At 63.7% G+C, this 22313-nt stretch carries 17 protein-coding genes and 1 pseudogene; 9 read left to right on the forward strand and 9 right to left on the reverse strand.

The window, feature by feature from the left end:
• Positions 1 to 141 precede the first annotated feature (141 nt).
• The 4 genes from ACO1XS_RS11500 to ACO1XS_RS11515 all read right to left on the reverse strand — a co-directional run bounded on the left by ACO1XS_RS11500 (position 142) and on the right by ACO1XS_RS11515 (position 9002).
• Positions 142 to 3465, reverse strand: coding sequence for an efflux RND transporter permease subunit (locus tag ACO1XS_RS11500; protein ID WP_486390736.1), 3324 nt, complete (start codon positions 3463 to 3465; stop codon positions 142 to 144).
• A 12-nt stretch (positions 3466 to 3477) separates the two neighbouring features.
• The gene (locus tag ACO1XS_RS11505) at positions 3478 to 6621 is read right to left on the reverse strand and encodes an MdtB/MuxB family multidrug efflux RND transporter permease subunit (protein ID WP_486390737.1); all 3144 of its coding nucleotides are present in this window, start codon (positions 6619 to 6621) and stop codon (positions 3478 to 3480) included.
• A 37-nt stretch (positions 6622 to 6658) separates the two neighbouring features.
• Positions 6659 to 8035, reverse strand: a complete 1377-nt coding sequence (locus tag ACO1XS_RS11510) for an MdtA/MuxA family multidrug efflux RND transporter periplasmic adaptor subunit (RefSeq protein WP_486390738.1) — start codon at positions 8033 to 8035, stop codon at positions 6659 to 6661.
• 160 nt (positions 8036 to 8195) lie between these two features.
• Entirely contained in the window at positions 8196 to 9002 is an 807-nt protein-coding gene (locus tag ACO1XS_RS11515) for an IclR family transcriptional regulator (protein WP_414720359.1), read from the reverse strand.
• A 401-nt stretch (positions 9003 to 9403) separates the two neighbouring features.
• Between ACO1XS_RS11515 and ACO1XS_RS11520 the strand changes: the two genes are divergently transcribed.
• The 5 genes from ACO1XS_RS11520 to ACO1XS_RS11540 all read left to right on the forward strand — a co-directional run bounded on the left by ACO1XS_RS11520 (position 9404) and on the right by ACO1XS_RS11540 (position 14943).
• Positions 9404 to 10333 carry an ABC transporter ATP-binding protein gene (locus tag ACO1XS_RS11520; protein WP_331574495.1) on the forward strand — a complete coding sequence of 310 codons (930 nt, stop codon included), beginning with the start codon at positions 9404 to 9406 and terminating at the stop codon, positions 10331 to 10333.
• Positions 10333 to 11094 carry an ABC transporter permease gene (locus ACO1XS_RS11525; protein ID WP_331574378.1) on the forward strand — a complete coding sequence of 254 codons (762 nt, stop codon included), beginning with the start codon at positions 10333 to 10335 and terminating at the stop codon, positions 11092 to 11094. Before ACO1XS_RS11520 ends, ACO1XS_RS11525 begins: the two co-directional genes overlap by 1 nt.
• 130 nt (positions 11095 to 11224) lie before the next feature.
• Positions 11225 to 12823, forward strand: coding sequence for a sensor histidine kinase (locus ACO1XS_RS11530; RefSeq protein ID WP_440561911.1), 1599 nt, complete (start codon positions 11225 to 11227; stop codon positions 12821 to 12823).
• A gap of 18 nt (positions 12824 to 12841) precedes the next feature.
• A complete protein-coding gene (locus ACO1XS_RS11535; RefSeq protein ID WP_173259556.1) occupies positions 12842 to 13300 on the forward strand; it encodes a response regulator in 459 nt (152 codons plus the stop codon).
• Complete coding sequence (locus ACO1XS_RS11540) at positions 13297 to 14943, forward strand: ATP-binding response regulator (protein ID WP_331574374.1); 1647 nt, start codon at positions 13297 to 13299, stop codon at positions 14941 to 14943. Before ACO1XS_RS11535 ends, ACO1XS_RS11540 begins: the two co-directional genes overlap by 4 nt.
• 77 nt (positions 14944 to 15020) lie before the next feature.
• On the opposite strand, the gene ACO1XS_RS11545 is transcribed toward ACO1XS_RS11540, so the two are convergent.
• Positions 15021 to 15203, reverse strand: a complete 183-nt coding sequence (locus tag ACO1XS_RS11545) for a hypothetical protein (protein ID WP_486390771.1) — start codon at positions 15201 to 15203, stop codon at positions 15021 to 15023.
• A pseudogene (locus ACO1XS_RS11550) lies at positions 15151 to 15273 on the reverse strand (Rrf2 family transcriptional regulator); the annotation flags it as partial. The pseudogene ACO1XS_RS11550 and the gene ACO1XS_RS11545, both read right to left, overlap by 53 nt.
• 197 nt (positions 15274 to 15470) lie before the next feature.
• Here ACO1XS_RS11550 and hemN point away from each other — a divergent pair.
• The 4 genes from hemN (at position 15471) to ACO1XS_RS11570 (ending at position 19456) form a co-directional block, all read left to right on the forward strand.
• The gene (gene hemN / locus ACO1XS_RS11555; protein ID WP_486390739.1) at positions 15471 to 16916 is read left to right on the forward strand and encodes an oxygen-independent coproporphyrinogen III oxidase; all 1446 of its coding nucleotides are present in this window, start codon (positions 15471 to 15473) and stop codon (positions 16914 to 16916) included.
• A 17-nt stretch (positions 16917 to 16933) separates the two neighbouring features.
• Positions 16934 to 17635 carry a Crp/Fnr family transcriptional regulator gene (locus tag ACO1XS_RS11560; RefSeq protein WP_331574368.1) on the forward strand — a complete coding sequence of 234 codons (702 nt, stop codon included), beginning with the start codon at positions 16934 to 16936 and terminating at the stop codon, positions 17633 to 17635.
• 163 nt (positions 17636 to 17798) lie between these two features.
• Entirely contained in the window at positions 17799 to 19034 is a 1236-nt protein-coding gene (locus ACO1XS_RS11565; protein WP_331574366.1) for an NAD(P)H-dependent flavin oxidoreductase, read from the forward strand.
• Entirely contained in the window at positions 19031 to 19456 is a 426-nt protein-coding gene (locus ACO1XS_RS11570; RefSeq protein WP_331574364.1) for a putative zinc-binding protein, read from the forward strand. Before ACO1XS_RS11565 ends, ACO1XS_RS11570 begins: the two co-directional genes overlap by 4 nt.
• On the opposite strand, the gene ACO1XS_RS11575 is transcribed toward ACO1XS_RS11570, so the two are convergent.
• From ACO1XS_RS11575 to ACO1XS_RS11585, 3 genes are read right to left on the reverse strand one after another with little or no spacing between them, the layout of a single operon-like run.
• Entirely contained in the window at positions 19430 to 20164 is a 735-nt protein-coding gene (locus ACO1XS_RS11575; protein ID WP_486390769.1) for an anaerobic ribonucleoside-triphosphate reductase activating protein, read from the reverse strand. The two genes, ACO1XS_RS11570 and ACO1XS_RS11575, sit on opposite strands and share 27 nt — an antisense overlap.
• A 1-nt stretch (position 20165) precedes the next feature.
• Positions 20166 to 20348 (reverse strand): anaerobic ribonucleoside-triphosphate reductase, encoded by a 183-nt coding sequence (gene nrdD, locus ACO1XS_RS11580; RefSeq protein ID WP_331574362.1) that lies wholly within the window; start codon positions 20346 to 20348, stop codon positions 20166 to 20168.
• Positions 20349 to 20350: 2 nt separating this feature from the next.
• Positions 20351 to 22150: a ribonucleoside triphosphate reductase gene (locus tag ACO1XS_RS11585; RefSeq protein ID WP_486390740.1), complete on the reverse strand. Its 1800-nt coding sequence runs from the start codon at positions 22148 to 22150 to the stop codon at positions 20351 to 20353.
• Between the last annotated feature and the right edge of the window lie 163 nt (positions 22151 to 22313).

Consider the following 22313-nt stretch of genomic DNA (forward strand, 5'->3'; position numbering starts at 1 on the left):
TGAATCTCCTTCAGAGGGGCAGCGCCGCAACCGGCCGGCGCACGAATCAAAGGTAGGCCAATCGCGCCGCGAGTGCCATAACAGCGCGTTTCACAATTATTCCGATCCTTTACGGCCCACGAAGCGGGATTTTTCTGATCTTCAGTGGGATTCGCCGGACGCGAGCCCGGGTGCATGGCGGCGCGCCCAGCGAACGCGCAGCCGGTCCAGGCAGAGGTAGACGACCGGCGTCGTGTAAAGCGTGAGCACCTGGCTCACGATGAGGCCGCCGACGATGGAAATCCCGAGCGGCGAGCGCAGTTCGGCGCCCTCGCCGGTGCCGAAGGCGAGGGGCAGCGCGCCGAGCAATGCTGCACAGGTCGTCATGAGAATCGGTCGGAAACGCAGCAGACAGGCACGCCGAATGGCATCGAGCGACGACATACCCTGCCTCGATGCTTCGATGGCGAAGTCGATCATCATGATCGCGTTCTTCTTCACGATGCCGATCAGCAGAATGACGCCGATGAACGACATGATGCTGAACTCGGTCTTGAAGGCCAGCAGCGCGAGCAGCGCGCCCACCCCCGCGGACGGCAGTGTCGAGAGAATCGTGATCGGATGGATGTAGCTCTCGTAGAGCACGCCCAGCACGATATAGACCGCCGCGAGCGCCGCGAGGGTCAAGATGGGCAGCGTCGAGACCGACGACTGGAACGCTTGCGCCGTGCCCGAAAAGCTGCCGTGAATCGTTCCCGGCATGCCGATCTCGGCCATCGTTTGCTCGATCGCTTTTGTCGCGCTCGACAGGGACTGGCCGGGCGGGAGGTTGAACGAGATCGTGGAGGCGACGAACGAACCCTGGTGACTGACCGACAGCGGTGTATTGCCGGGCCCGAACGAGGCGATGGCCGATAGCGGAATCATCGTCTCGCGCGAGGTCGAGACGGCGGAGCCCGTGGAGGCGCTCGACTTGCCGCTCGCCGCGATTGCGTTCGTCGCGAGGTTGCGCGCCGCGTCGGCCGCCGCCGAGCCGCCCGACGTACCCGCGGTTCCCGCTGCGGCGCCCGTGCCCGCACTCCCCGTGCGGCTGGCGCTGCCGCTCGTCGACGCGCTCACGGTTCCGGCGACCGCATTCGTCGATTGCGAGCCGCTCGCGTTGCCGCCCGACGTGCTGATGTAGATCTGCTTGAGCATTTCCGGATCCTGCCAATAGCGCGGCGCGACTTCCATTACCACGTGATATTGGTTCAGCGGGTTGTAGATCGTCGAGACCTGGCGTTGGCCGAACGCATCGTAAAGCGTATTGTCGACTTGCGACGGCGTGATCTTGAAGCGGGCGGCACTGGCGCGATCGATCGTCACCATCGATTGAAGCCCGCCTTGCTGCTGATCCGAATTGACGTCGACCAGCTCGGGGCGACGCTTGAGCGCTTCGGTGAGCTTCGGTCCCCACTCGTACAGCTCGGCCGTCGAATCGCCGAGCAGCGTGAATTGATACTGTGCGTTCGATTGGCGCCCGCCGACGCGGATATCCTGCACCGCTTGTAAAAAGGTCTGCGCGCCGGCAACGTGCGAGAGCGGGCCGCGCAACTGGGCGATGACCTGATCGGCCGACAGTTTGCGCTCGCTCTTCGGCTTGAGCGAGATGAACATGAAGCCCGCGTTCGTCGCGCGGCCGCCGGTGAAACCCGTCGCGGTATCGACGGCCGGGTTGTTCTTGACGATCTGCATCATCTCGGCGAACTTGGTCTTCATGAGCTGGAAAGACGTGCTCTGGTCGGCCATGATGCCGCCGACGAGGCGTCCGGTGTCCTGCTGCGGGAAGAACCCTTTCGGCACCGCTATATAGAGATAGACGTTGAGTGCGACGGTGGCGGCGAGCGTCGCAAGCACGAGCGCAGGATGCGCGAGCGCCCAGCCGAGCGTGCGTTCGTAGCCGGCCGCGAGCCTGTCGAAGCCGCGCTCGAGCGTGCGCGCGAAACGGCCCTGCGCTTTTTGTTCGTGGATCGGACGCAAGAGGCGCGAGCACATCATCGGTGTCACGGTCAGCGAAATCGCGAGCGAAACGCCGATCGCCACCGACAGCGTGACCGCAAACTCGCGAAAGAGGCGGCCGATGATGCCGCCCATCAGCAAGATGGGCAGGAATACCGCGACGAGCGAGAGGCTGATCGACAGCACCGTGAAGCCCACTTCACGCGCACCGAGGTAAGCCGCGCGCATCGGCGGTACGCCTTCTTCGATATGCCGCGAGATGTTCTCGAGCACGACGATCGCGTCGTCGACGACAAAGCCGGTCGCCACGATGAGCGCCATCAGCGAAAGGTTATCGATCGAGTAGCCGAGCAGATACATCGCGCCGAAGGTACCGATGATCGATATCGGTACTGCGACGCTTGGAATCAGCGTTGCGCGCCAGTTGCGCAGAAACAGAAATACGACGGATACGACGAGCGTGACGGCGATCAGCAGCGTGTGCTCCGTGTCCTTGAGCGAGGCGCGGATCGTCGTCGAGCGATCGATCACCGGCGTGACGTCGATGGCGGCCGGAAGCGATGCCCTCAGCTGCGGAATCATGCCGATCACGCGATCGACGGTCTGAACGATGTTTGCACCGGGCTGCCGGTAGAGGATGACGAGCACCGCCCGCTTGCCGTTCGATAACGCCAGGTTGCGCAAATCCTCGACCGAATCGACGACTTCGGCCACATCGGACAGCTTGACCGCCGCGCCGTTGCGGTACGCGATGATCAGATCCTTGTATTGCGAGGCCCGCGTAGCTTGATCGTTGGTATAGATCTGTACGGTGTGCGGGCCGAAATCGATCGAGCCCTTCGGGCTGTGCGCATTGGCCGCGGCGAGCGCGGCGCGTACGTCCTCCAGCCCGATGCCGTAGTGAAAGAGCGCCTGCGGTTCGAGTTCGACGCGCACGGCGGGGTTCGCCGCGCCGCTGACGTCCACCTCGCCGACGCCGTCCACTTGCGAGAGCGCTTGCTGCAGTACCGTCGAGGCCGCATCGTAGAGCTGCCCGGCCGACATCGTGGGGGAAGTCAGCGAGAGAACGAGAATCGGTGCATCCGACGGGTTGTACTTGTGATAGGTCGGATTACTGCGCAGGCTGGTCGGCAAGTCGGCGCGCGCCGCATTGATGGCCGCTTGTACGTCGCGCGCGGCGCCGTCGATATCGCGGTTCAATCCGAACTGCAGCGTAATGCGCGTGGAGCCGACGGAGCTTTGCGAGGTCATCTCCGTGACATCCGCGATCTGCCCCAAATGCCGTTCCAGCGGACTCGCGACGCTCGTCGCCATCGTATCGGGGCTTGCGCCGGCCATTTGCGCCATGACCACGATCGTCGGGAAATCGATCTGCGGCAGCGGCGCGACGGGCAGCTTCATGAATGCGAAGAGGCCCGACAAGGCAATGCCGATCGCGAGCAGTGTCGTCGCGACGGGGCGCGAAATGAACGGGCCCGAGAGATTCATGCGCTCATGCCCTCATACGCCGGCGTCGCCCGCGTGTCCGCGTCCGGCCGCCGCACCGAAGCGTTCGCGCAGCTTGCGCGCGAGCGAATCGAAACCGAGGTAGATCACCGGCGTCGTGAACAGCGTGAGCAACTGGCTGACGAGCAGGCCGCCTGCGATCGCGATGCCGAGCGGGTGACGCAGCTCGGAGCCGACGCCCGTGCCGAGCATCAGCGGCAGCGCACCAAGGAGCGCCGCCATCGTCGTCATCAGGATCGGCCTGAAACGCAACAGGCACGCTTGATAAATCGCCTCGCGGGGCGATTTGCCTTCTTCGCGCTCGGCTTCGAGCGCGAAGTCGATCATCATGATCGCGTTTTTCTTGACGATACCGATCAACAGGACGATACCGATGATGCCGATGACATCGAGATCGTGCCCCGAGATCATCAGCGCGAGCAGCGCGCCCACCCCCGCGGACGGCAGTGTCGAGAGGATCGTGATCGGGTGGATGAAACTCTCGTAGAGCACGCCGAGCACGATGTACATCGTGACGACGGCCGCGAGAATCAGGAACAGTTCGTTCGCGAGCGAGGCCTGGAAGGCCAGTGCGGCGCCCTGAAAGTGCGTTTGGAACGACGCGGGTAGGCCGATCTCGGCCTCGGCCGCGCGAATCGCTTTCACGGCCTGGCCGAGCGAGGCACCCGGGGCGAGGTTGAACGAGACGGTCGTGGCGGGGAACTGGCCGAGATGGGTGACGAGCAGCGGCGCGGGCCGTTCGGAAAACGTCGCAACGGCGGCGAGCGGCACCTGCCCGCTCGAGGCGATCGACGAGGGCAGATAGATCCCCTTGAGCGCGTCGATGTAGTGCTGCATTTGCGGCTCGACTTCCAGAATCACGCGGTACTGGTTCGATTGCGTGAAGATCGTCGACACGATGCGCTGTCCGAATGCGTCGTAAAGCGCATTGTCGACCGTGGCCGGCGTGATGCCGAAGCGCGCGGCGCTCGCGCGGTCGATTTCGACGTAGACCGAGCGGCCGCTTTCCTGCAGATCGGTGGCGACGTCGGCCAGCTCCGGCGCCGTTTTGAGCCGCTCGACGAGCTTCGGCACCCACGCCGAGAACTCGTCCGGATTGGGGTCCGTCAGCATGAACTGATATTGCGTGGGGCTGACGGTCGAGTCGATCGTCAGATCCTGCACGGGCTGCATATAAAGCGAGATCCCGGGTACGTCGGCGACCGATGCGGTGATCTCGCGAATGACGCTGCTCGCGTTTTCGCTGCGCTCGCTCGCCGGCTTAAGATTGATCAGCATGCGGCCGCTGTTGAGCGTCACGTTGGTCCCGTCCACCCCGATGAACGAGGTCAGGCTCTCGACATTGGGATTGCGCAGGATCTCGGCGGCGAGTGCGCTTTGGCGCTCGGCCATCGACCGATAGGAGACCGACTGGGGCGCTTGCGTGATGGCCTGGATCACGCCCGTGTCCTGTACCGGGAAAAAGCCCTTGGGGATGAAGACGTAGAGCACGCCGGTCAGTACGAGCGTGAGCACGGCCACGACGAGCGTCGAGCGCCGCCGCTCGAGCACCCATTCGAGCGCGATGCCGTAGCGCGCGATGATCGCGTCGATGGCCGCATGAGCCTTGGCTTCGAAGCGGTGGCTTTCGAGCGGCGGCGTGTGGCGCAGCAGCTTGGCACACATCATCGGCACGAGCGTCAGCGAGACCACCGCCGAGATCACGATCGTCACGGCGAGCGTGATCGCGAACTCGTGAAAGAGCCGTCCCACCACATCGCCCATGAACAGCAGCGGGATCAGCACGGCGATCAGCGAGACCGTCAGCGAGATGATCGTGAAGCCGATCTGTCTCGAGCCCTTGAGTGCCGCCTCGAGCGGCGATTCGCCGGCCTCGACGTAGCGGGCGATATTCTCGATCATGACGATCGCGTCGTCGACGACGAAGCCCGTCGCGATCGTCAGCGCCATCAGCGACAGGTTGTCGAGCGAGAAACCGCAGAGGTACATGACGGCCAGCGTGCCGATCAGCGAAAGCGGTACCGAGAGGCTCGGAATGACGGTCGCGTAGACGTTGGCGAGAAAGAGGTACATGACGAGCACGACGAGCACGACCGAGGCCGCGAGCTCGAATTGCACGTCGCGCACGGAGGCGCGGATCGTCGTCGTACGGTCCGTGACCACGGCCACATCGAGCGCCGCGGGCAACGATGCGCGAAGCTGTGGCAAGATTTTCTTCACGCTGTCCACCACCTGGATCACGTTCGCGCCGGGCTGGCGCTGCACGTTCAGCAAGATGGCGGGCGTCACGGGCTGCGAGCCCTGTTGCATGCCGACCCAGGCGCCGAGCCGAGTGTTCTCCGCGCCGTCGACGATCTTCGCCACGTCGGTCAGCATGACCGGCCGGCCATTCTTGTAGGCGACCACCGCGCTTTGGTAGGCATTGGCGTCGGTCAGCTGGTCGTTGGCGTTGATCGCGTAGTTGCGCGTCGGTCCGTCGAAGTTGCCCTTCGGCGTGTTGACGTTGAGGTTGGCAATCGTCGTGCGCAGGTCGTCCAGATTGAGACCGTAGGAGGCGAGCGCCAGCGGATTCGCCTGGATGCGCACGGCGGGGCGCTGCCCGCCCGACAGGCTCACGAGGCCGACGCCGGCCACTTGCGAAATCTTCTGGGCAAGGCGCGTGTCGGCGAGGTTTTGCACGTCGGTGAGCGGCATCGTCTTCGACGTGATCGCCAGCGTCAGGATCGGCGCGTCCGCCGGATTCACCTTCGCATAGATGGGCGGTGCGGGCAGGTCCGACGGCAGCAGGTTGCCCGCCGCGTTGATCGCGGCCTGTACTTCCTGCTCGGCCACATCGAGCGGCAGATCGAGGCTGAACTGCAGCGTGATGATCGACGAGCCCGCGGAGCTTTGCGAGGCCATCTGATTCAGCGAAGGCATTTGCCCGAACTGGCGCTCGAGCGGCGCCGTCACCGACGATGTCATGACGTCGGGGCTCGCGCCGGGATAAAACGTCTGCACCTGAATGGTCGGGTAGTCGACCTCGGGCAGTGCCGAGATCGGCAGGTAGCGCAGCGCCACGAGGCCGACCAGCATGATTGCCGCCATCAGCAGTGCGGTGCCGACCGGGCGCAGGATAAAGGCGCGGGAAGGATTCATGCGTTCGATGCCTCGGTCCGGTGCCTCATTGCGATCGTCATTGCGCGCCGGCAGCCGATGCGGAGCGTGCGCCGCTCGCCCCGTGGCCGTGGGCACGGGCGTGCCCGTGCCCGGCCGCCGCGCTGGCGGCGTTGCCGTGCGAGGCGCCCGAAGCTGCGTCTGCCGGAATCGTGATCTTGGCGCCTTCGCGCAGGCGGTCGGAACCGTCTATGACGACGCGCTCGCCGAGCGCGAGCCCCGATGCGATGCTCGTGCGTTCGCGGTCGACGGGGCCGACGGTCACGGGCCGCACGGTGACGGTGTTGTCGGGCTTCACGACATAGACGAAGCGGCCGGACGCGCCGTTGAGCACAGCCGATGTCGGGACGATCACCGCATCGTGAAGCGTGTCGATGAGCAGCCGCGCGTTCACGAACTGATTCGGAAACAGCAGTTGCCCGTCGTTTTTGAACAGCGCCCGAAGCTTGACGGTGCCCGTTGCGGTATCGATCTGGTTATCGATGGTGTCGAGGTATCCCGTTTCGAGCGGTGTCGTGTTGTTGCGATCGTAAGCGGTCGTCGAAAGCTTCGCGCCCGCGTGCATGCTTTTCACGATGGCCGGCAGATTGTCTTCGGAGGTCGTGAAGACGACGCTGATCGGCTGCAATTGAGTGATGACGACGATGCCGTTCGTGTCCGAAGGCGTCACGTAATTGCCTGGATCGACCTGACGCAGGCCGACTCGCCCGGAGACCGGCGCGGTGATGCGCGCGTAGACGAGATCGAGCTTGTAGGTGTCGACGCTCGCTTGATCCGAGCGCACCTGCCCTTCGTATTGCTTCACGAGCGATGCCTGCGTGTCGACCTGCTGGCGGGCGATCGAATCCTGCGCGAGCAGCGCGCGATAGCGCTCGAGGTCGAGCTTCGCCGTTTGCAGCAGCGCCATGTCTTTCGCGAGCGTGCCTTGCGCGTTATCGAGCGAGATCTGGTAGGGGCGTGGATCGATCTGGGCGAGCAGATCGCCTTGCTTGACCATTTGCCCTTCGCGGAACGCGACGCTTTGCAGGGTGCCGGCCAGTTGGGTTTTGACCGTCACGGAGGCCAGCGGCGTCACTGTGCCGAGCGCCGTCAACACGATGGGCATTTCTCCGCGCACGGCTGTCGCGACGTGCACGGGCTGCGGCATGTTCCCCAACCGGCCCGCGCCGCCGCGGCCGGCGTGTGGGCCGCTTGCGCCGGCCGGCACCGCGCCGGAGGGACTCGTGCGGCTCCACGGCCGCCACCAGGCCAGCACGAGCGCGGCTACCAGGACTGCGGCGACGAGCACACCGAGTCGGCGCCCCGTGGAGCGGGGGGCGACAGGTTTCGGCGCTTCGCCTGGACCGGGGTCATGGGAGGGGCGGTGAGGATCGGGGCGGTTTTCCTGTTCGGCCATCTGTAAGGGTCAAGAGTTGCGAGGCTGATGCGCTGTGTGCGGGCGCTCGGTTGGGATAAAAAGCGCCCATGAAGGACAAATGTTCGCGATGCATGATGCTACGTCGTGCGCTCAGCCGGAGTCCACCCAAGTATTTTTCAGCCGGTTACCGCTGTTACTGTTACTCGGACAGCCTCAGCCGCGGTGCGCCGCCGATCTCTCGCACGATCTTGGCGACGCATCCGACGAGTGCCGGCGCGGCGTGCTCGAGCAGCCACTCGTGCGTGCACAGATGCGCGGCGCCGCCGCAGTTCACCGCGTAGCGCTCGCCCGAGGGGCCGACGAATCCGGCCGCGATCGCGTTCAGGCCCGCGGACCACGCGCCGGTCTCGATCGCAAAGCCGTTCTTGTCCGTTTGCGCGAGCGCGTGCGCCACGCGGGCGTGAACATGGGGCCAGTCGTCGCCGGCGGCGGCTTGCACCCCGGTCATCAAGGCCTCGCGTTGCGGCGCCGTGAGTGCGGCAAGATAGGCGTGCCCCGCCGCGGTGCGAGTCAGATCCATGCGCGAGCCGATCTCGAGCCGCGAGACGAGCAGCGCCGAGGAGGGCCGGACAGCCTCGATCACGACCATGTCGAGCCGGTCACGCGTGACGAGGTGAACGGAGAGCGCCGTACGATCGGCCAGATCGACGAGAAACGGACGGGCGCGCGCCCGGATGTCGAAGTTGCGCAAAAAGCCGTTCGAGAGTTCGAGCACCGATGCCGTCAGCACGAATCGCTCGCTGTCGGGCAACTGAAAGAGAAATCCCGCCTTGACGAGCGTTGCGGTCAGGCGGGAGACGGTCGGTTTCGGGATACCCGTCAGCTCGGCCAGTTCCCGATTGCTGATCGGGGCATCGGCGCTTGCGACGCGGCGCAGCACCGTGAGCCCCCGTGCCAGCGCGGCGACCTCCTCGGGGGCGCCGTCTTTCTCGACGGGTTTGCTGATGGGAACGGATTTGCGCGTCGTTGCGGGCACGATTGTCTTCCGGTGATTTTTTCGAAACTTTATTTCATGTTCGCCTTTCATCACTTGCAAGTGCGCAAATCTGCTTGGTTAGAATCGGTAATAAATACGTCACATGGTCGATGTAATCGTTTTCCATGAGAGGGTACCTGTCAACAATTCGGCAAAAATTATCTTGACTTCGTCGGCTGAAAGAGAAAAAATGGAATCTCATTTCGGAGCGAGGAGTTCCGGAATACCGTCTCTCAGGTTCTAGCACGGCCCTCGGAATGGCTAGAACTTCTTTAAGGCGCCACGGTCACGTGGCGCCTTTTTTTTCGTCGGTTGGGCGGCGCGGGCAGGATCCCGGCGGTTTCGCCGCGGTTCTGATATCGTCCGTGTCCATGCAACCTATCCTGACCATTGCCGGCCTGTCGAAGACCTATGCCTCGGGCTTCACAGCGCTCAAGAACATCAACCTCGAGGTGCGCCGCGGCGAAGTCTTCGCGCTGCTCGGACCGAACGGCGCCGGCAAGACGACGCTGATCGGTATCGTCTGCGGCATCGTCAACGCAACGTCGGGCCGCGTCGCCGTCGACGGTCACGACATCGTGCGCGACTATCGCCGGGCCCGCGCGATGATCGGGCTCGTGCCGCAGGAGTTGACGACGAACGCGTTCGAGACGGTCTGGGCCACCGTCTCGTTCACACGCGGGCTTTTCGGCAAGCCGGCCGATCCGGCGCATATCGAGAAAGTGCTGCGTGCGCTGTCGCTCTGGGACAAGAAGGACAACCGCATCATGATGCTCTCGGGCGGGATGAAGCGGCGCGTGCTGATCGCCAAGGCGCTTGCGCACGAACCGGCGCTGCTCTTTCTCGACGAGCCGACGGCGGGTGTCGATGTCGAGCTGCGGCGCGACATGTGGAATCTGATGCGCACGCTCAAGGAAAGCGGCGTGACGATCATCCTGACGACGCACTACATCGATGAGGCCGAGGAAATGGCCGACCGCATAGGCGTCATCAATCGCGGCGAAATCATTCTCGTCGAAGAGAAGGCGCAACTGCTGCGCAAGCTCGGCAAGAAGCAGCTGACGCTCGATCTGGAGGCGCCGCTCGAAACCTTGCCGCCGTCGCTTGCGGGCTATGGGCTCGAGCTTTCGGCGAATGGCAGCGCGCTCACCTACACCTATGACGACACTCAGTCCGAGCGGGCCGGCATCGTGCGCCTGCTCAAGGACTTGGCCGATGCTCAGATCCGCTTCAAGGATCTGCAGACCTCGCAGAGTTCGCTCGAAGATATTTTTGTCGACTTGGTCAGGGAGACGTCCTGATGAATCTGTACGCGGTGCGGGCGATCTACCTGTTCGAAATGGCGCGGACCTGGCGCACGCTGATGCAAAGCGTCATCTCGCCGGTCATTTCCACTTCCCTATACTTCGTGGTCTTCGGCGCGGCCATCGGCTCGCGCATCCGCGAGATCGACGGCATCAGCTACGGCGCGTTCATCGTGCCGGGGCTCGTGATGTTGTCGTTGCTCACGCAAAGCATTACGAATGCCTCGTTTGGCATCTACTTCCCGAAATTCACCGGCACCGTCTACGAATTGCTCTCGGCGCCCGTGTCCTATCTCGAGCTGGTGGTGAGCTTCGTGGGCGCGGCCGCGACCAAATCGATCATGCTCGGCCTCATCATCATGGCGACCGCGGCGTGCTTCGTGCCGCTCAGGATCGAGCATCCATTCTGGATGCTGCTCTTTCTCGTGCTGACCTCGATCACGTTCAGCCTGTTCGGCTTCATCATCGGCATCTGGGCCGACGGCTTCGAAAAACTGCAGGTCATTCCACTTCTGATCATCACGCCGCTCACGTTTCTCGGCGGCAGCTTCTATTCGATCGGGATCCTGCCGCCGGTATGGCGCACGATTGCGCTCGCGAATCCCGTCGTCTATCTGATCAGCGGCTTTCGTTGGAGTTTTTATGGCGTGGCCGACGTGCATGTCGGCGTGAGCCTGGCCATGACGGGCGTATTCCTGTTGGTTTTCATGGCCATCGTCGCCTGGATCTTCAAGACGGGATATCGGCTCAAGACCTGAGGGCCGCCGGCAGCGGCGCGAGCAGACGGCATGCGCGCATGACAGCGCGCTTTGTCATTCCGCGCAAACGTCGACATAATGCTCGGACCGACAGGCGCATCGCCAGGTTCGTGACCCCACTCCTTCGAGCATGAGACTGACGACCAAAGGGCTGCTGCTGATTGCGATTCCGACGTTGTTCGAACTCGCGCTGCTTTCCGGGCTCGTGAAGGCGCAGGCAAATGCCGAGCAGGCGGAGCAATGGGCGCTGCACAGCAAGGACGTGCTGCGCCAGACCAACGCGATTCTCGAACCGGTATTGCTCGAGACGGTACGCATGCGCGGCGCGGTGCTCACTGACGACCGGACAACGGCGACGCCCGTTTCACTCTGGATCGATCTCGATCGCAATATAGACAGACTGGTCGATCTGGTTGCGAACAACCCCACCCAGGTCGAGCGCGCCGCGCAGATTCGTCAGTCGGTGCAAGCGTACCGGCAATGGTCCGACCGCGTACAAGACCTGCTGCGCAACGGCCGTCACGACGACGTGCTGGAACGCTTTCGCAATCAGGCCAATATCGACGTGATCGATCGTTTCCGCTCGCAGGTGGCGGCATTCCAGGCCGAGGAATTGCGCATCGATTCACTGCGCACGGAGGATGCCGCCTCCGCGCTCGCGCAGCAGCAGCGGCTGACCACCGCCGCCGTCGTCGGCTCGCTCGTGCTTGCGGCACTGGCGGTATTCCTGTTTACGCGCGGACTGCGCGGCCGGCTGCGGCAACTGTCCGATAACGCGGCGCGGCTCGCCGAGAACGCGCCGCTTGGACTGCCGTCGCCCGGCGATGACGAGATCGCGCATCTCGATTCGATCCTGCACGAGACGAGCCGCCGCCTGCGCGAATCCGAACGGATGCAGGCGCGCTTCCAGAACGACCTTGCGCGCCGGGCCGACGAACTGGCTCGGACGAACGAGACGCTGCATCAGCAAACGCAGGAAAACGAGATGTTCATCTACAGCGTCTCGCACGATCTGCGTTCGCCGCTCGTCAATTTGCAAGGGTTTTCCAAAGAGCTGACGCATGCCTGCGACGATCTGCGCGCGGCGGTGCGCGAATCGTCGCTCTCGCCCGAGGACCGCGAGCATGTCGAGCGGCTCATCGACGAGGATATCGGCGAGGCGTTGCGCTTTTTGCAAAGCGCGGTCTTGCGTGCCGCCCATATCATCGATTCGTTGCTGCGGCTATCGCGAGTGGGCCGCGTCGAGTATCGCCGCCAGGCCGTCGATGTCGCGGCGCTCGTGCGCCACGTGCTCGATGCGATGCAAGGCTCGATCCGCTCGCGCAACGCCGAGATCGTCGTGGTCGACCTGCCGCCCGTCTGGGGCGATCCGACGGCGCTCGAGCAGATATTCGCGAATCTGATCGGCAACGCGGTGAACTACCTCGATCCCGAGCGGCCCGGTCGCATCGAAATCGGGGCCATGCCCGCGCCCGCCGGAACGCACTCACTACGCATCTTCTATGTGAAGGATAATGGTCTCGGTATTCCGGCCGTGGCGATGCCGCGCCTTTTCCATGCGTTCCAGAGGCTGCACGGCGCCGTGGCGACCGGCGAAGGCATTGGGCTCGCCCTCGTGCGCCGCATGGTGGAACGGCATGGCGGACGCGTGTGGGCCGAATCGACCGAGGGCGTTGGCACGACCTTCTATTTGTCGCTACCGGAGGCGGCCGAGCAGGTCGCCGCCTGATTGAGGGAAATCGATATCATGCATACCGGACCCGCAGACGGCCAGTCCGTCAACATCATCCTGATCGAGGACGACGACGGCCACGCAACGCTCATCGAGCGCAATCTGCGTCGCGCCGGTCTCACGAATGGCTTCACGCGTCTTTCCGACGGCCAGAAAGCGCTCGACTTCTTCTTCGGCGAGGACGCGCCTTTCCTGCGCGACCCCGCCCCCGCATCGGTCATCCTGCTCGATCTGAAGATGCCGCGTATCGACGGCCTCGAGGTATTGCGGCGCCTGAAGGCCGACAAGCGTACGGCGTCGCTGCCGGTCATCGTGCTGACGACCACCGACGACCCGCGCGAGATCGAGCGCTGCTACGAGCTGGGCTGCAACGTCTACGTGACGAAGCCCGTGGAGTACGACGCCTTCATCGAGGCCGTGCGCCGACTCGGCTTCTTTTTGCAGGTGGTGAAGCTGCCCGCGTGCGGCCGATGACGGCTCACGTCCTGTTCATCGACGACGACGAGGGGCTGTTGCGCCTTGCGTCGCGTGCGCTGGGGCGCGCAGGCTACCAGGTGAGCCAGGCGTCCACGACCGACGCCGCGCGCGCGGCGATGACGCAGGAAACGCCCGATGTGCTCATCGTCGATTACACGTTGGGCGGTCGCGAGACGGGGCTCGAGTTTCTGCGCGCGCTGCGTCGCAACGGGTTTGCGTTGCCGGCGATCCTCTGCACGGGTTTTGCGGACGAGGCGCGCGTCATCGAGGCGCTGCGCTCGGGCGTGGCCGACGTCGTGCCGAAGAGCGAGCATTACCTCGAGTACTTGCCGGAGGCGATCGAGCGCGTGCTGCGCGAGCGACGCATCGAGCGCGAGCTGGCCGAGGCGCAACACGCGCAGGAGCGCGAGGCCCATTTTCGGGCGCTGGCTGAAGAACGCGAAGCGCTGCTTGCCTCCGAGCGGGCCGCGCGCGCCGAGGCCGAACGCGTTTCGCGCATGAAGGACGAATTCGTCGCGATGCTCTCGCACGAATTGCGTACACCCTTGAATGCGATCATCGGTTGGACGCAGGTCCTGCTGCGCGATGCAAGCGCGTCCGAATCCGTTCGCAAGGGGCTCGAGGTGGTCGACCGCAATGCGCGCGCCCAGGCGCGGATGGTCGACGATCTGCTCGACTTTTCGCGGATTCTCGCCGGCAAGCTGCGTCTCGATGTCGAGCGCGTCGATCTCGTCGATCTCGTCGAATATGTCATTCGCTCGCTCGGTCCCGGCGCGCTCGCGAAAGAGATTGTCATCGTGCCTGCGCTCGAACCCGACGCCGCGATGCTTGGCGATCCCGCGAGGCTGCAGCAGATCGTCTGGAATCTGCTGTCGAATGCGGTGAAGTTCACGGGCAAGGGCGGCAGCGTCGAGGTCGCGCTACGCCGTATCGACGATGAGGTCGAACTGACGGTGGCCGATAACGGTCAGGGCATCACGCCCGAGTTTCTACCGCATGTGTTCGAGCGTTTTTGCCAGGAGGACTCGAGCATCGCGCGGCAGCACGGGGGGCTCGGGCTCGGACTCTCGATTGCCCGGCAGCTCGTCGAAATGCATGGCGGGCGCATCGAGGCGCGCAGCGATGGCGCAGGCATGGGTGCGGCGTTTGTCGTGCGCTTGCCGGCGAGCGTCGCCAAGCTTGCTCATACCCCGCTCGACGAACCGTTGCCGGATGTGACGCCGCCCGCGCTGGCGGGCTTGCAGGTGGTCATCGTGGAGGACGAGCCCGACGCACGCGACCTCGTGTGCCGTGTGCTCGAGGAGCGCGGCGCCAAGACGCGCGCGTTCGGGCATGCGCTCGACGCGCTCGAAGCCTGTATCGAGGCGCCGCCCGATGTGATCGTGAGCGACATCGGCATGCCGGGTGTGGACGGCTATGAATTCATTCGCCGCTTGCGGACGTGGGAAGCGCCGCGCGGGCGCGTGACGCCGGCCGCCGCGCTGACGGCATTCGCACGCAGCGAGGACCGCAGGCGAACGTTGCTCGCGGGATTCCAGACGCACTTGGCGAAACCCATCGATCCGCTGGAACTCGTCGTGGTCGTCGCCGCGCTGGCGGGGCGGGCGGCATCGTTTTCGGGTGGGGAAGCGGGCATGTAAAACGGGGGCCTGCCTTGGCAAGGGGGGCGAGCGCTACTACGCGCGCCATGCGCCGCTGCGGTCGGGCCGCACGTATCTCACGCATGCGATTTACGTGCAAGCCGCACGAGCGGCTGCTCCCGCGCCGCCAACCCCAGCACGCGCGACAGCTTGGCCTGCTCCGCGGCGATGTCCGCGAGCGTGTATTGGTCCAGCACGCTCTTGACGAAGGTGCCCGCGTGCAATGCCGAGCACCTCGGAAAGCTCAGCGATCGTGACAAGCTCGTCCGAGCGAACGGCCGCATACATCAGTACGCGCAAACTGTAATCGGTGAAGTCCGTCAGTCTCATAGCCAAGCCTATAAAGGCGATTCATTGTATGTCTTTTGTGGCGGCATTCGGGCGTGAAGTCATACCCACGTTGGGTTGCGCGAGCGAGGGAGAAACCGAAGATTGATGACATACATCAAGTTTGCCGTGACCGGCGATTCGATAATGGTCGAAGGTCGGCATTGCCGCCGGGCCATGCACTTCGACGGGAAAGGGATATGTCAGCTCATTCGGCGCAAAGCCACGCAGCATCAGCGAGCGTTGCCGAGCCGGACTTCGGCCGCTTCGCCGGCCTCGAAATATCGGAAGCGTTGATCCGTCGTTTCGACAACGCCGGTCCGCGATATACCTCTTATCCGACGGCCGACCGCTTCGTGCCGGGGTTCGACGAGGCGACGTATCGCCGCCATCTGGCCGAGCGCGCCGACACGGCCGCCGCCGCGCCGCTATCGATCTATGCCCATCTGCCGTTTTGCGAGTCGCTGTGCTATTTCTGCGCCTGCAACAAGGTCATTACACGCGAACACGGTCGCGCAGCGGAGTACCTCGACTACCTGCTACGCGAGATCGCGATGGTTGCGCCGCAGCTCGGCGGTAATCGATCTACTGCGCAACTGCATCTGGGCGGCGGCACGCCGACGTTTTTCAGCATGACGGAGCTGGGGCGCCTCGTCGATGCGTTGCATCGCCACTTCGCCTTCGAGCCCGACGCCGAAATGGGCATCGAAATCGATCCGCGCACCGTCACGGCAGACACGCTTTCGTCGCTCGCATCCCTGGGTTTCAATCGCACGAGCTTCGGCGTGCAGGATTTCGATCCCGCCGTGCAGCATGCCGTCAATCGCATCCAGCCGCTCGACATGGTCGAACGCGCGTTGGCGGCGAGCCGCGATGCGGGGTTCGAATCGATCAATGTCGATCTCATCTACGGGCTGCCGCGGCAATCCGTCGCAAGCTTCGATCGCACGCTCGACGAGGTCATCCGTCTCGCGCCCGACCGGATCGCGCTTTATAACTACGCACACCTGCCGAACCGTTTCAAGGCGCAGCGGCTGATCGACGCGAGCGAGCTCCTGCTTGCCGAAGACAGGCTACATATCTTCATGCACGCGACTCGTCGGCTGCTCGATGCGGGCTACGTCTATGTCGGCCTCGATCACTTCGCGAAGCCCGGCGACGAACTGAGCCGCGCGTTGCGCGACGGGACGTTGCACCGCAATTTCCAGGGCTATACGACGAAGGCCGAATGCGACCTCGTCGGCTTCGGCGTCTCGGCAATCGGCAAGATCGGTCGCGCCTATAGCCAATCGACGCGCTCGGTGAAGTCGTATTACGGGCATTTGGACGCGCAGCGTTTGCCCGTCGAGCGCGGGCTGACGCTGAGTCCCGACGACCTGCTGCGTCGCGACGTCATCATGACGCTGATGTGCAGCATGCCGCTCTCGTTTCGCGCGATAGAGGCGCGCCACGGGATCGAATTCGCGCGCTACTTCGCAGATGAGATCGCCGCGCTCGCCCCGCTCGGCGAGGCCCAGCTCATCGATGTGGGCGACGACGCGATTCGCGTGCTGCCGAAAGGGCGCTTGTTCGTGCGCGCCATTGCGATGACCTTCGACAAATACCTTGGGCGGCCCGGCGCGGCCTCGTATTCGAAACTGATCTAGGTCGATGGAGCATGCGAATGCAAAGAGCAAAGATTCGCGTCCAGGATTTCCTGGCGAGAATGCCGCTCTTCAACGAGCTGTCGCGCAACGAGCTCGATCGGATTGCGCTCGGCACGACACAGCAGCAGCTCGCGCGCAAGGAGATGGCGTTTCATTGCGGCGATGTGTGCTCGGGCTTGCATGCCGTGGTCTACGGGCAGATCAAGCTCAGCGTGGTCTCGCCGCTCGGCGAAGAGAAAGTCGTGCGGCTCGTCGGCCCCGGCGATAGCTTCGGCGAGGCCCTGATGTTTCTTGGCAAGCCGTACTTCGTGTCGGCACAGGCGATCAGCGATTCGCTGCTGCTGCATGTCGCGAAAGCCCCAATCATCGACGAATTGCGCGGTAATCCCGATTTCGCCTGCAAGATGCTCGCGGGCTTGAGCGCACGTCTGCACGCGTTGATGCGCGACGTGGAGGCGTACTCGCTTCGATCGGGCACGCATCGTCTCATCAGCTACCTGCTTGCGCTAAAAGGCGAGGCCGAACCCGGCGAGCAACGAGCGGGGCTGCGCGTGCGACTCGAAGCGGGCAAGAAGATGGTGGCGTCCAGACTCAACCTGACGCCCGAACATTTTTCGCGCATTCTCCACGAACTGGGAGTGCGGGGGCTCCTCACGGTCCACGGACGCGAGATCGTCATTCCGGATGTCGCGAAGCTGCAGGCGGCATGCGCTTACTAAGTCCTGACTTGCGCATCGCGTGCCGATAGCCGGCACACAGGCAAGTGTTCAAGGAGCGATCAATTGCCGCACCGCAGGCCGACGGGTCCTTGACCCAGATTAAGGTCCGCCCTGCGCACGCACCTCACACTTGCCGTTACTGCGATTTTCGTGAGGTCGTCCTGTGTCAGTGCCGAAGGCTGTGTTCGAACCCCTGCGCATCAAGGGCAAGACGTTGTTGCCCATCGTCCAGGGGGGAATGGGAGTGGGGGTGTCCGCGCATCGCCTCGCGGGTACCGTTGCCTCGCTGGGCGCAATGGGAACCATCTCCAGCGTCGATCTGCGCCGTCATCACCTCGATCTGATGGCCGAGACTGCGCGCTCGCGCGACCGTGCACTGATCGATGCCGTGAATCTGCAAGCCCTCGATCGAGAAGTGCGCTCAGCGCTGCGCCTCGCGCGCGGCGAGGGAGCCGTGGCCGTCAATGTCATGCGTGCGGTGTCGGCGTATGCGCAATATGTGCGGCGCGCGTGCGAAAGCGGAGCCCATGCCGTCGTCGTCGGCGCGGGATTGCCGCTCGATTTGCCCGAGCTTACGGTGGATTTTCCGGATGTCGCGCTGATACCGATCTTGTCGGATGCGCGCGGCATCGGGCTCTTGCTGAAGAAATGGATGCGCAAGCAGCGCTTGCCCGATGCCATCGTGATCGAAAACCCGCGGTATGCGGCAGGGCATCTTGGCGCGCCCTCACTCGACAGCGTCACAAACCCGCATTTCGCGTATCGCGAAGTCATCGAAGGCACGCTCGCGCTGTTCAAGGACCTCGGGCTCGAGCGCGAGAAGATTCCGCTCATTGCCGCGGGCGGCATCCATACGCACGAGCAGATGCGCGAGATCGTGTCGCTCGGCGCGACAGCCGTTCAGCTCGGTACGCCGTTCGCGGTGAGCAAGGAGGGCGATGCGCATCCGAACTTCAAGAAAGTGCTCGCCGAAGCCCCGCTCGATGAGATCGTGACGTTCATGAGCGTCGCCGGGTTGCCCGCGCGTGCCGTGCTGACGCCGTGGCTTGCCGAGTACCTGGAAAAGGAAGCGAAGCTGCAGCGCGTCGCCAAGCCGCGCAAGTGTACGGTCGGCTTCGATTGCCTGCAGCAATGCGGCCTGCGCGATGGCATCGCGAAACACGGGCAATTTTGCATCGATAAGCGGCTCGCCTATGCGCTCGCCGGCGACGTCAAGCGCGGGCTTTTCTTTCGCGGCTCCGAGCCGCTGCCGTTCGGCAGTCGGATTCGTCCCGCGCGCGAGCTCATCGAGTACATGTTGACGGGGCGCAGCCCTGCCGACGATCCCGCGGACCCCGCGGATAACGTTGCTCTTCCTGTCACGAGGCGGCTTGACGCTGGATTGCCGATTCCACTATGACGAATGATCGTTTCCCACCGAGCGGCGAACGCCGCGTGCTACCGCTCGTTTATTCGTGCTCGGGCTGTTCGAGCGCGGCGCAAATGGCGAACTACGTAGCCGTACAACTGGATCGGCGCGGTGCGGCCGAGATGTCGTGTATCGCCGGTGTCGGAGGCGATGTGCCGGCGCTACTGAAGCTCGCGCACTCGGGCAGGCCCATCATCGCCATAGACGGATGTCCGCTTGCGTGCGTAAAGCACTCTCTCGGGCGGCATGAGCTTGCGGCGGACGAATATGTGCAATTGGCCGAGCACGGCGTGCGCAAGCGGTTTCACGCCGACTTCGATATGCAGCAGGCCGACGAAGTGGTGAACGAAGTCGAAGGGCTCGCCCGCGAATTGCGGGAGCGCGCATCAGCCTCGTCTGACGTCGAAGGATAGAAACCGTCCGCGCATTTCGTCGAGTACGCTTTCGCTCGGATAGCCCGCCAGCGAGACGGCGTTCAGCTGCGCGTCGCGCGAACCCTGCTTTCGAAAAAGTTGCAGGGCGTACTTTTTCACGCCCAGATTCGCAAGCGTGCGCGCCAGAACGAGCAGGTCCGTCTCCGACAGCAACGCCGGGTGCGCCGTCGTGCGGCATTCGTAATCGACATCGCTGGCCAGTAATGCTTCGAGGCTGCGTCTGGCGGACGTTCCGCTATCGCGCACGCGCGTCACGCGTTCGTAGTCGGTGAATGGCGCCTTGATGTCGAGCCCCACCCAATCGAGCAAAGGCAGCAGCTGCGCGAATCGGCGCGGATGCGTGCCCGCGCTGTGCAGCCCGACTTTGAAGCCGAGCGCACGGACATCGCCGATCGCAGGGCCAAGCGCCGGGTCCGCGGTGGGCTCGCCTCCGCTGAATACGACAGCATCGATCAGACCGGTCCTGCGCGCCAGCAAGCGCATGACGTCGGTCCAGGGTACCGCGCCTGCCCGAGTGCGCGGTTGCAAATGCGTGTTGTGACAATAGCCGCAGCGCCATGGGCATCCTTGCACGAAGACGACGGCCGCGAGCGCACCCGGAAAATCCGTGGCAGTAAACGGCGCCACGCCGCCGACCTTGATGGGCCGCAGCGACGCGGCCGCGCAAACGACCGGCGTGCTCGGGATGTTACGTTGCAAGAGAAACCTCCTCGGTGAAATAGGTGCGCTCGTAGAATTCGCCTTTCTTGCCCGTATTGAACGAAGAAACGGGCCGGTGGTACCCCATGACGCGCGTCCAGATCTCGCACGGTTGGCGTTCTTCGTCGCGAAGCTCGACGGGGCCGGCGTGTGTCGCGTGATTGTGATTCATGTTCAAGGCTCCATTGGTTCAGGGGTTGCGGGTCGATTGCATTTGCGATGAAGCAGCGCCTCGTCGCATTTGGGACAGAACTCGTGGCGGCCCGGCAAATAGCCGTGCTTGGGGCAAATCGAGAACGTTGGCGTGACGGTGATGTACGGGAGCGAGAAGCGGCTCAGCGTACGCTTGACGAGTTCGCGGCAGGCGTCGGCCGACGACAGCGGCTCCGTCATATAAAGATGCAGGACCGTGCCGCCCGTGTATTTGCGCTGCAAGTCGTCCTGATGCTCGAGCGCCTCGAACGGATCTTCGGTAAAGCCGACCGGCAACTGCGACGAGTTCGTGTAGTACGGCATGTCGGCGGTGCCTGCTTGCAGGATGCCGGGATAGCGTTTGCGGTCTTCCCTGGCGAAGCGGTATGTCGTACCCTCGGCCGGCGTGGCCTCGAGGTTGTACATATGCCCGGTCTCTTCCTGGAACGCGAGCATCTTCGCGCGGACCCGATCGAGCAGGCGGACAGCGAAGGTATGTCCCCAGTCGGTCGTCAGATCGTGCGCGTCGGCCGAGAAGTTGCGGATCATCTCGTTGATGCCGTTGACCCCGAGCGTGGAGAAGTGATTGCGCAGCGTGCCGAGGTAACGCTTCGTGTACGGAAAGAGGCCGTTATCCATCAGTTGCTGAATCACGCGTCGTTTGATTTCCAAACTCTCCTTGCCGAGTTCGAGCAACGCGTCGACGCGAGCCATGAGCGCACCTTCGTTGCAGGCATAAAGATGGCCGAGCCGCGCGCAGTTCAATGTCACGACGCCGATCGATCCGGTCTGCTCGGCCGAGCCGAACAGGCCGTTGCCGCGCTTGAGCAACTCGCGCAGATCGAGCTGCAGCCGGCAACACATCGACCGGATCATGTTCGGTTTCAATTCCGAGTTGATGAAGTTCTGAAAATACGGCAGGCCGTAGCGCGCGGTCATCTCGAACAATCGCGTGGCGTTCGGACTGTCCCAATCGAAGTCGGCCGTGATGTTGTAAGTCGGAATCGGAAACGTGAAGACGCGTCCTTTCGCGTCGCCCGCTTGCATCACTTCGATGTAGGCACGATTGATCATGTCCATCTCGGCCTGCAGATCGCCGTAGCGGAAGTCCATTTCCTTCCCGCCGACGACCGGCACTTGCTCGCGTAGATCTTCGGGGCACACCCAATCGAACGTGAGATTCGTGAACGGCGTTTGCGTGCCCCAGCGCGACGGCACGTTCAGGTTGTAGATGAGTTCCTGAACGTATTGGCGCACTTCCTCGTAGCTCAACCGATCCTTGCGCACGAACGGCGCCATGTAGGTGTCGAACGAGCTGAACGCTTGGGCGCCGGCCCATTCGTTTTGCTGCGTGCCCAGAAAGTTGACGATTTGCCCGACTGCGCTCGACATGTGTTTGGGCGGTGCCGCTTCCACCTTGCCGGGCACCCCGTTGAGCCCCTCGGTGAGCAGCGTGCGCAGCGACCAACCCGCGCAATAGCCCGAAAGCATGTCGAGGTCATGGATGTGCAAGTCGGCGTCGCGATGGGCCTGGCCGACGGCGGGCGGATAGACGTGGCTCAGCCAGTAGTTCGCGACGAGCTTGCCCGAGATGTTGAGGATCAGGCCGCCGAGCGAATAGCCTTGATTTGCGTTGGCATTGACGCGCCAATCGCGGCGTTCGAGATACTCCTCGATGGCGGAGGCCACGTCGACTTGCGGTTTGGCATGCCGTTGCGCCTGCGCGGCGTGTGCGTGGCGGCCGGCTTGAAGAAGGTGAGCGGGTATCGGTCCGTGGTCCATGTGAGCCTCGATGAGCACAATATATTGTGATGTTGCTCATCGTATGCACTACATATAGCGTGGTCAACGCCGCTCGCCTACATTCTTGCGTCTACTTGACCTGCGTTAAGTTATGAGCCGGCCGCGAGCATGGCGCGCGGCCGATTGCCCTTCGCCATTAGCC

This window comes from Trinickia sp., assembly GCF_057351765.1.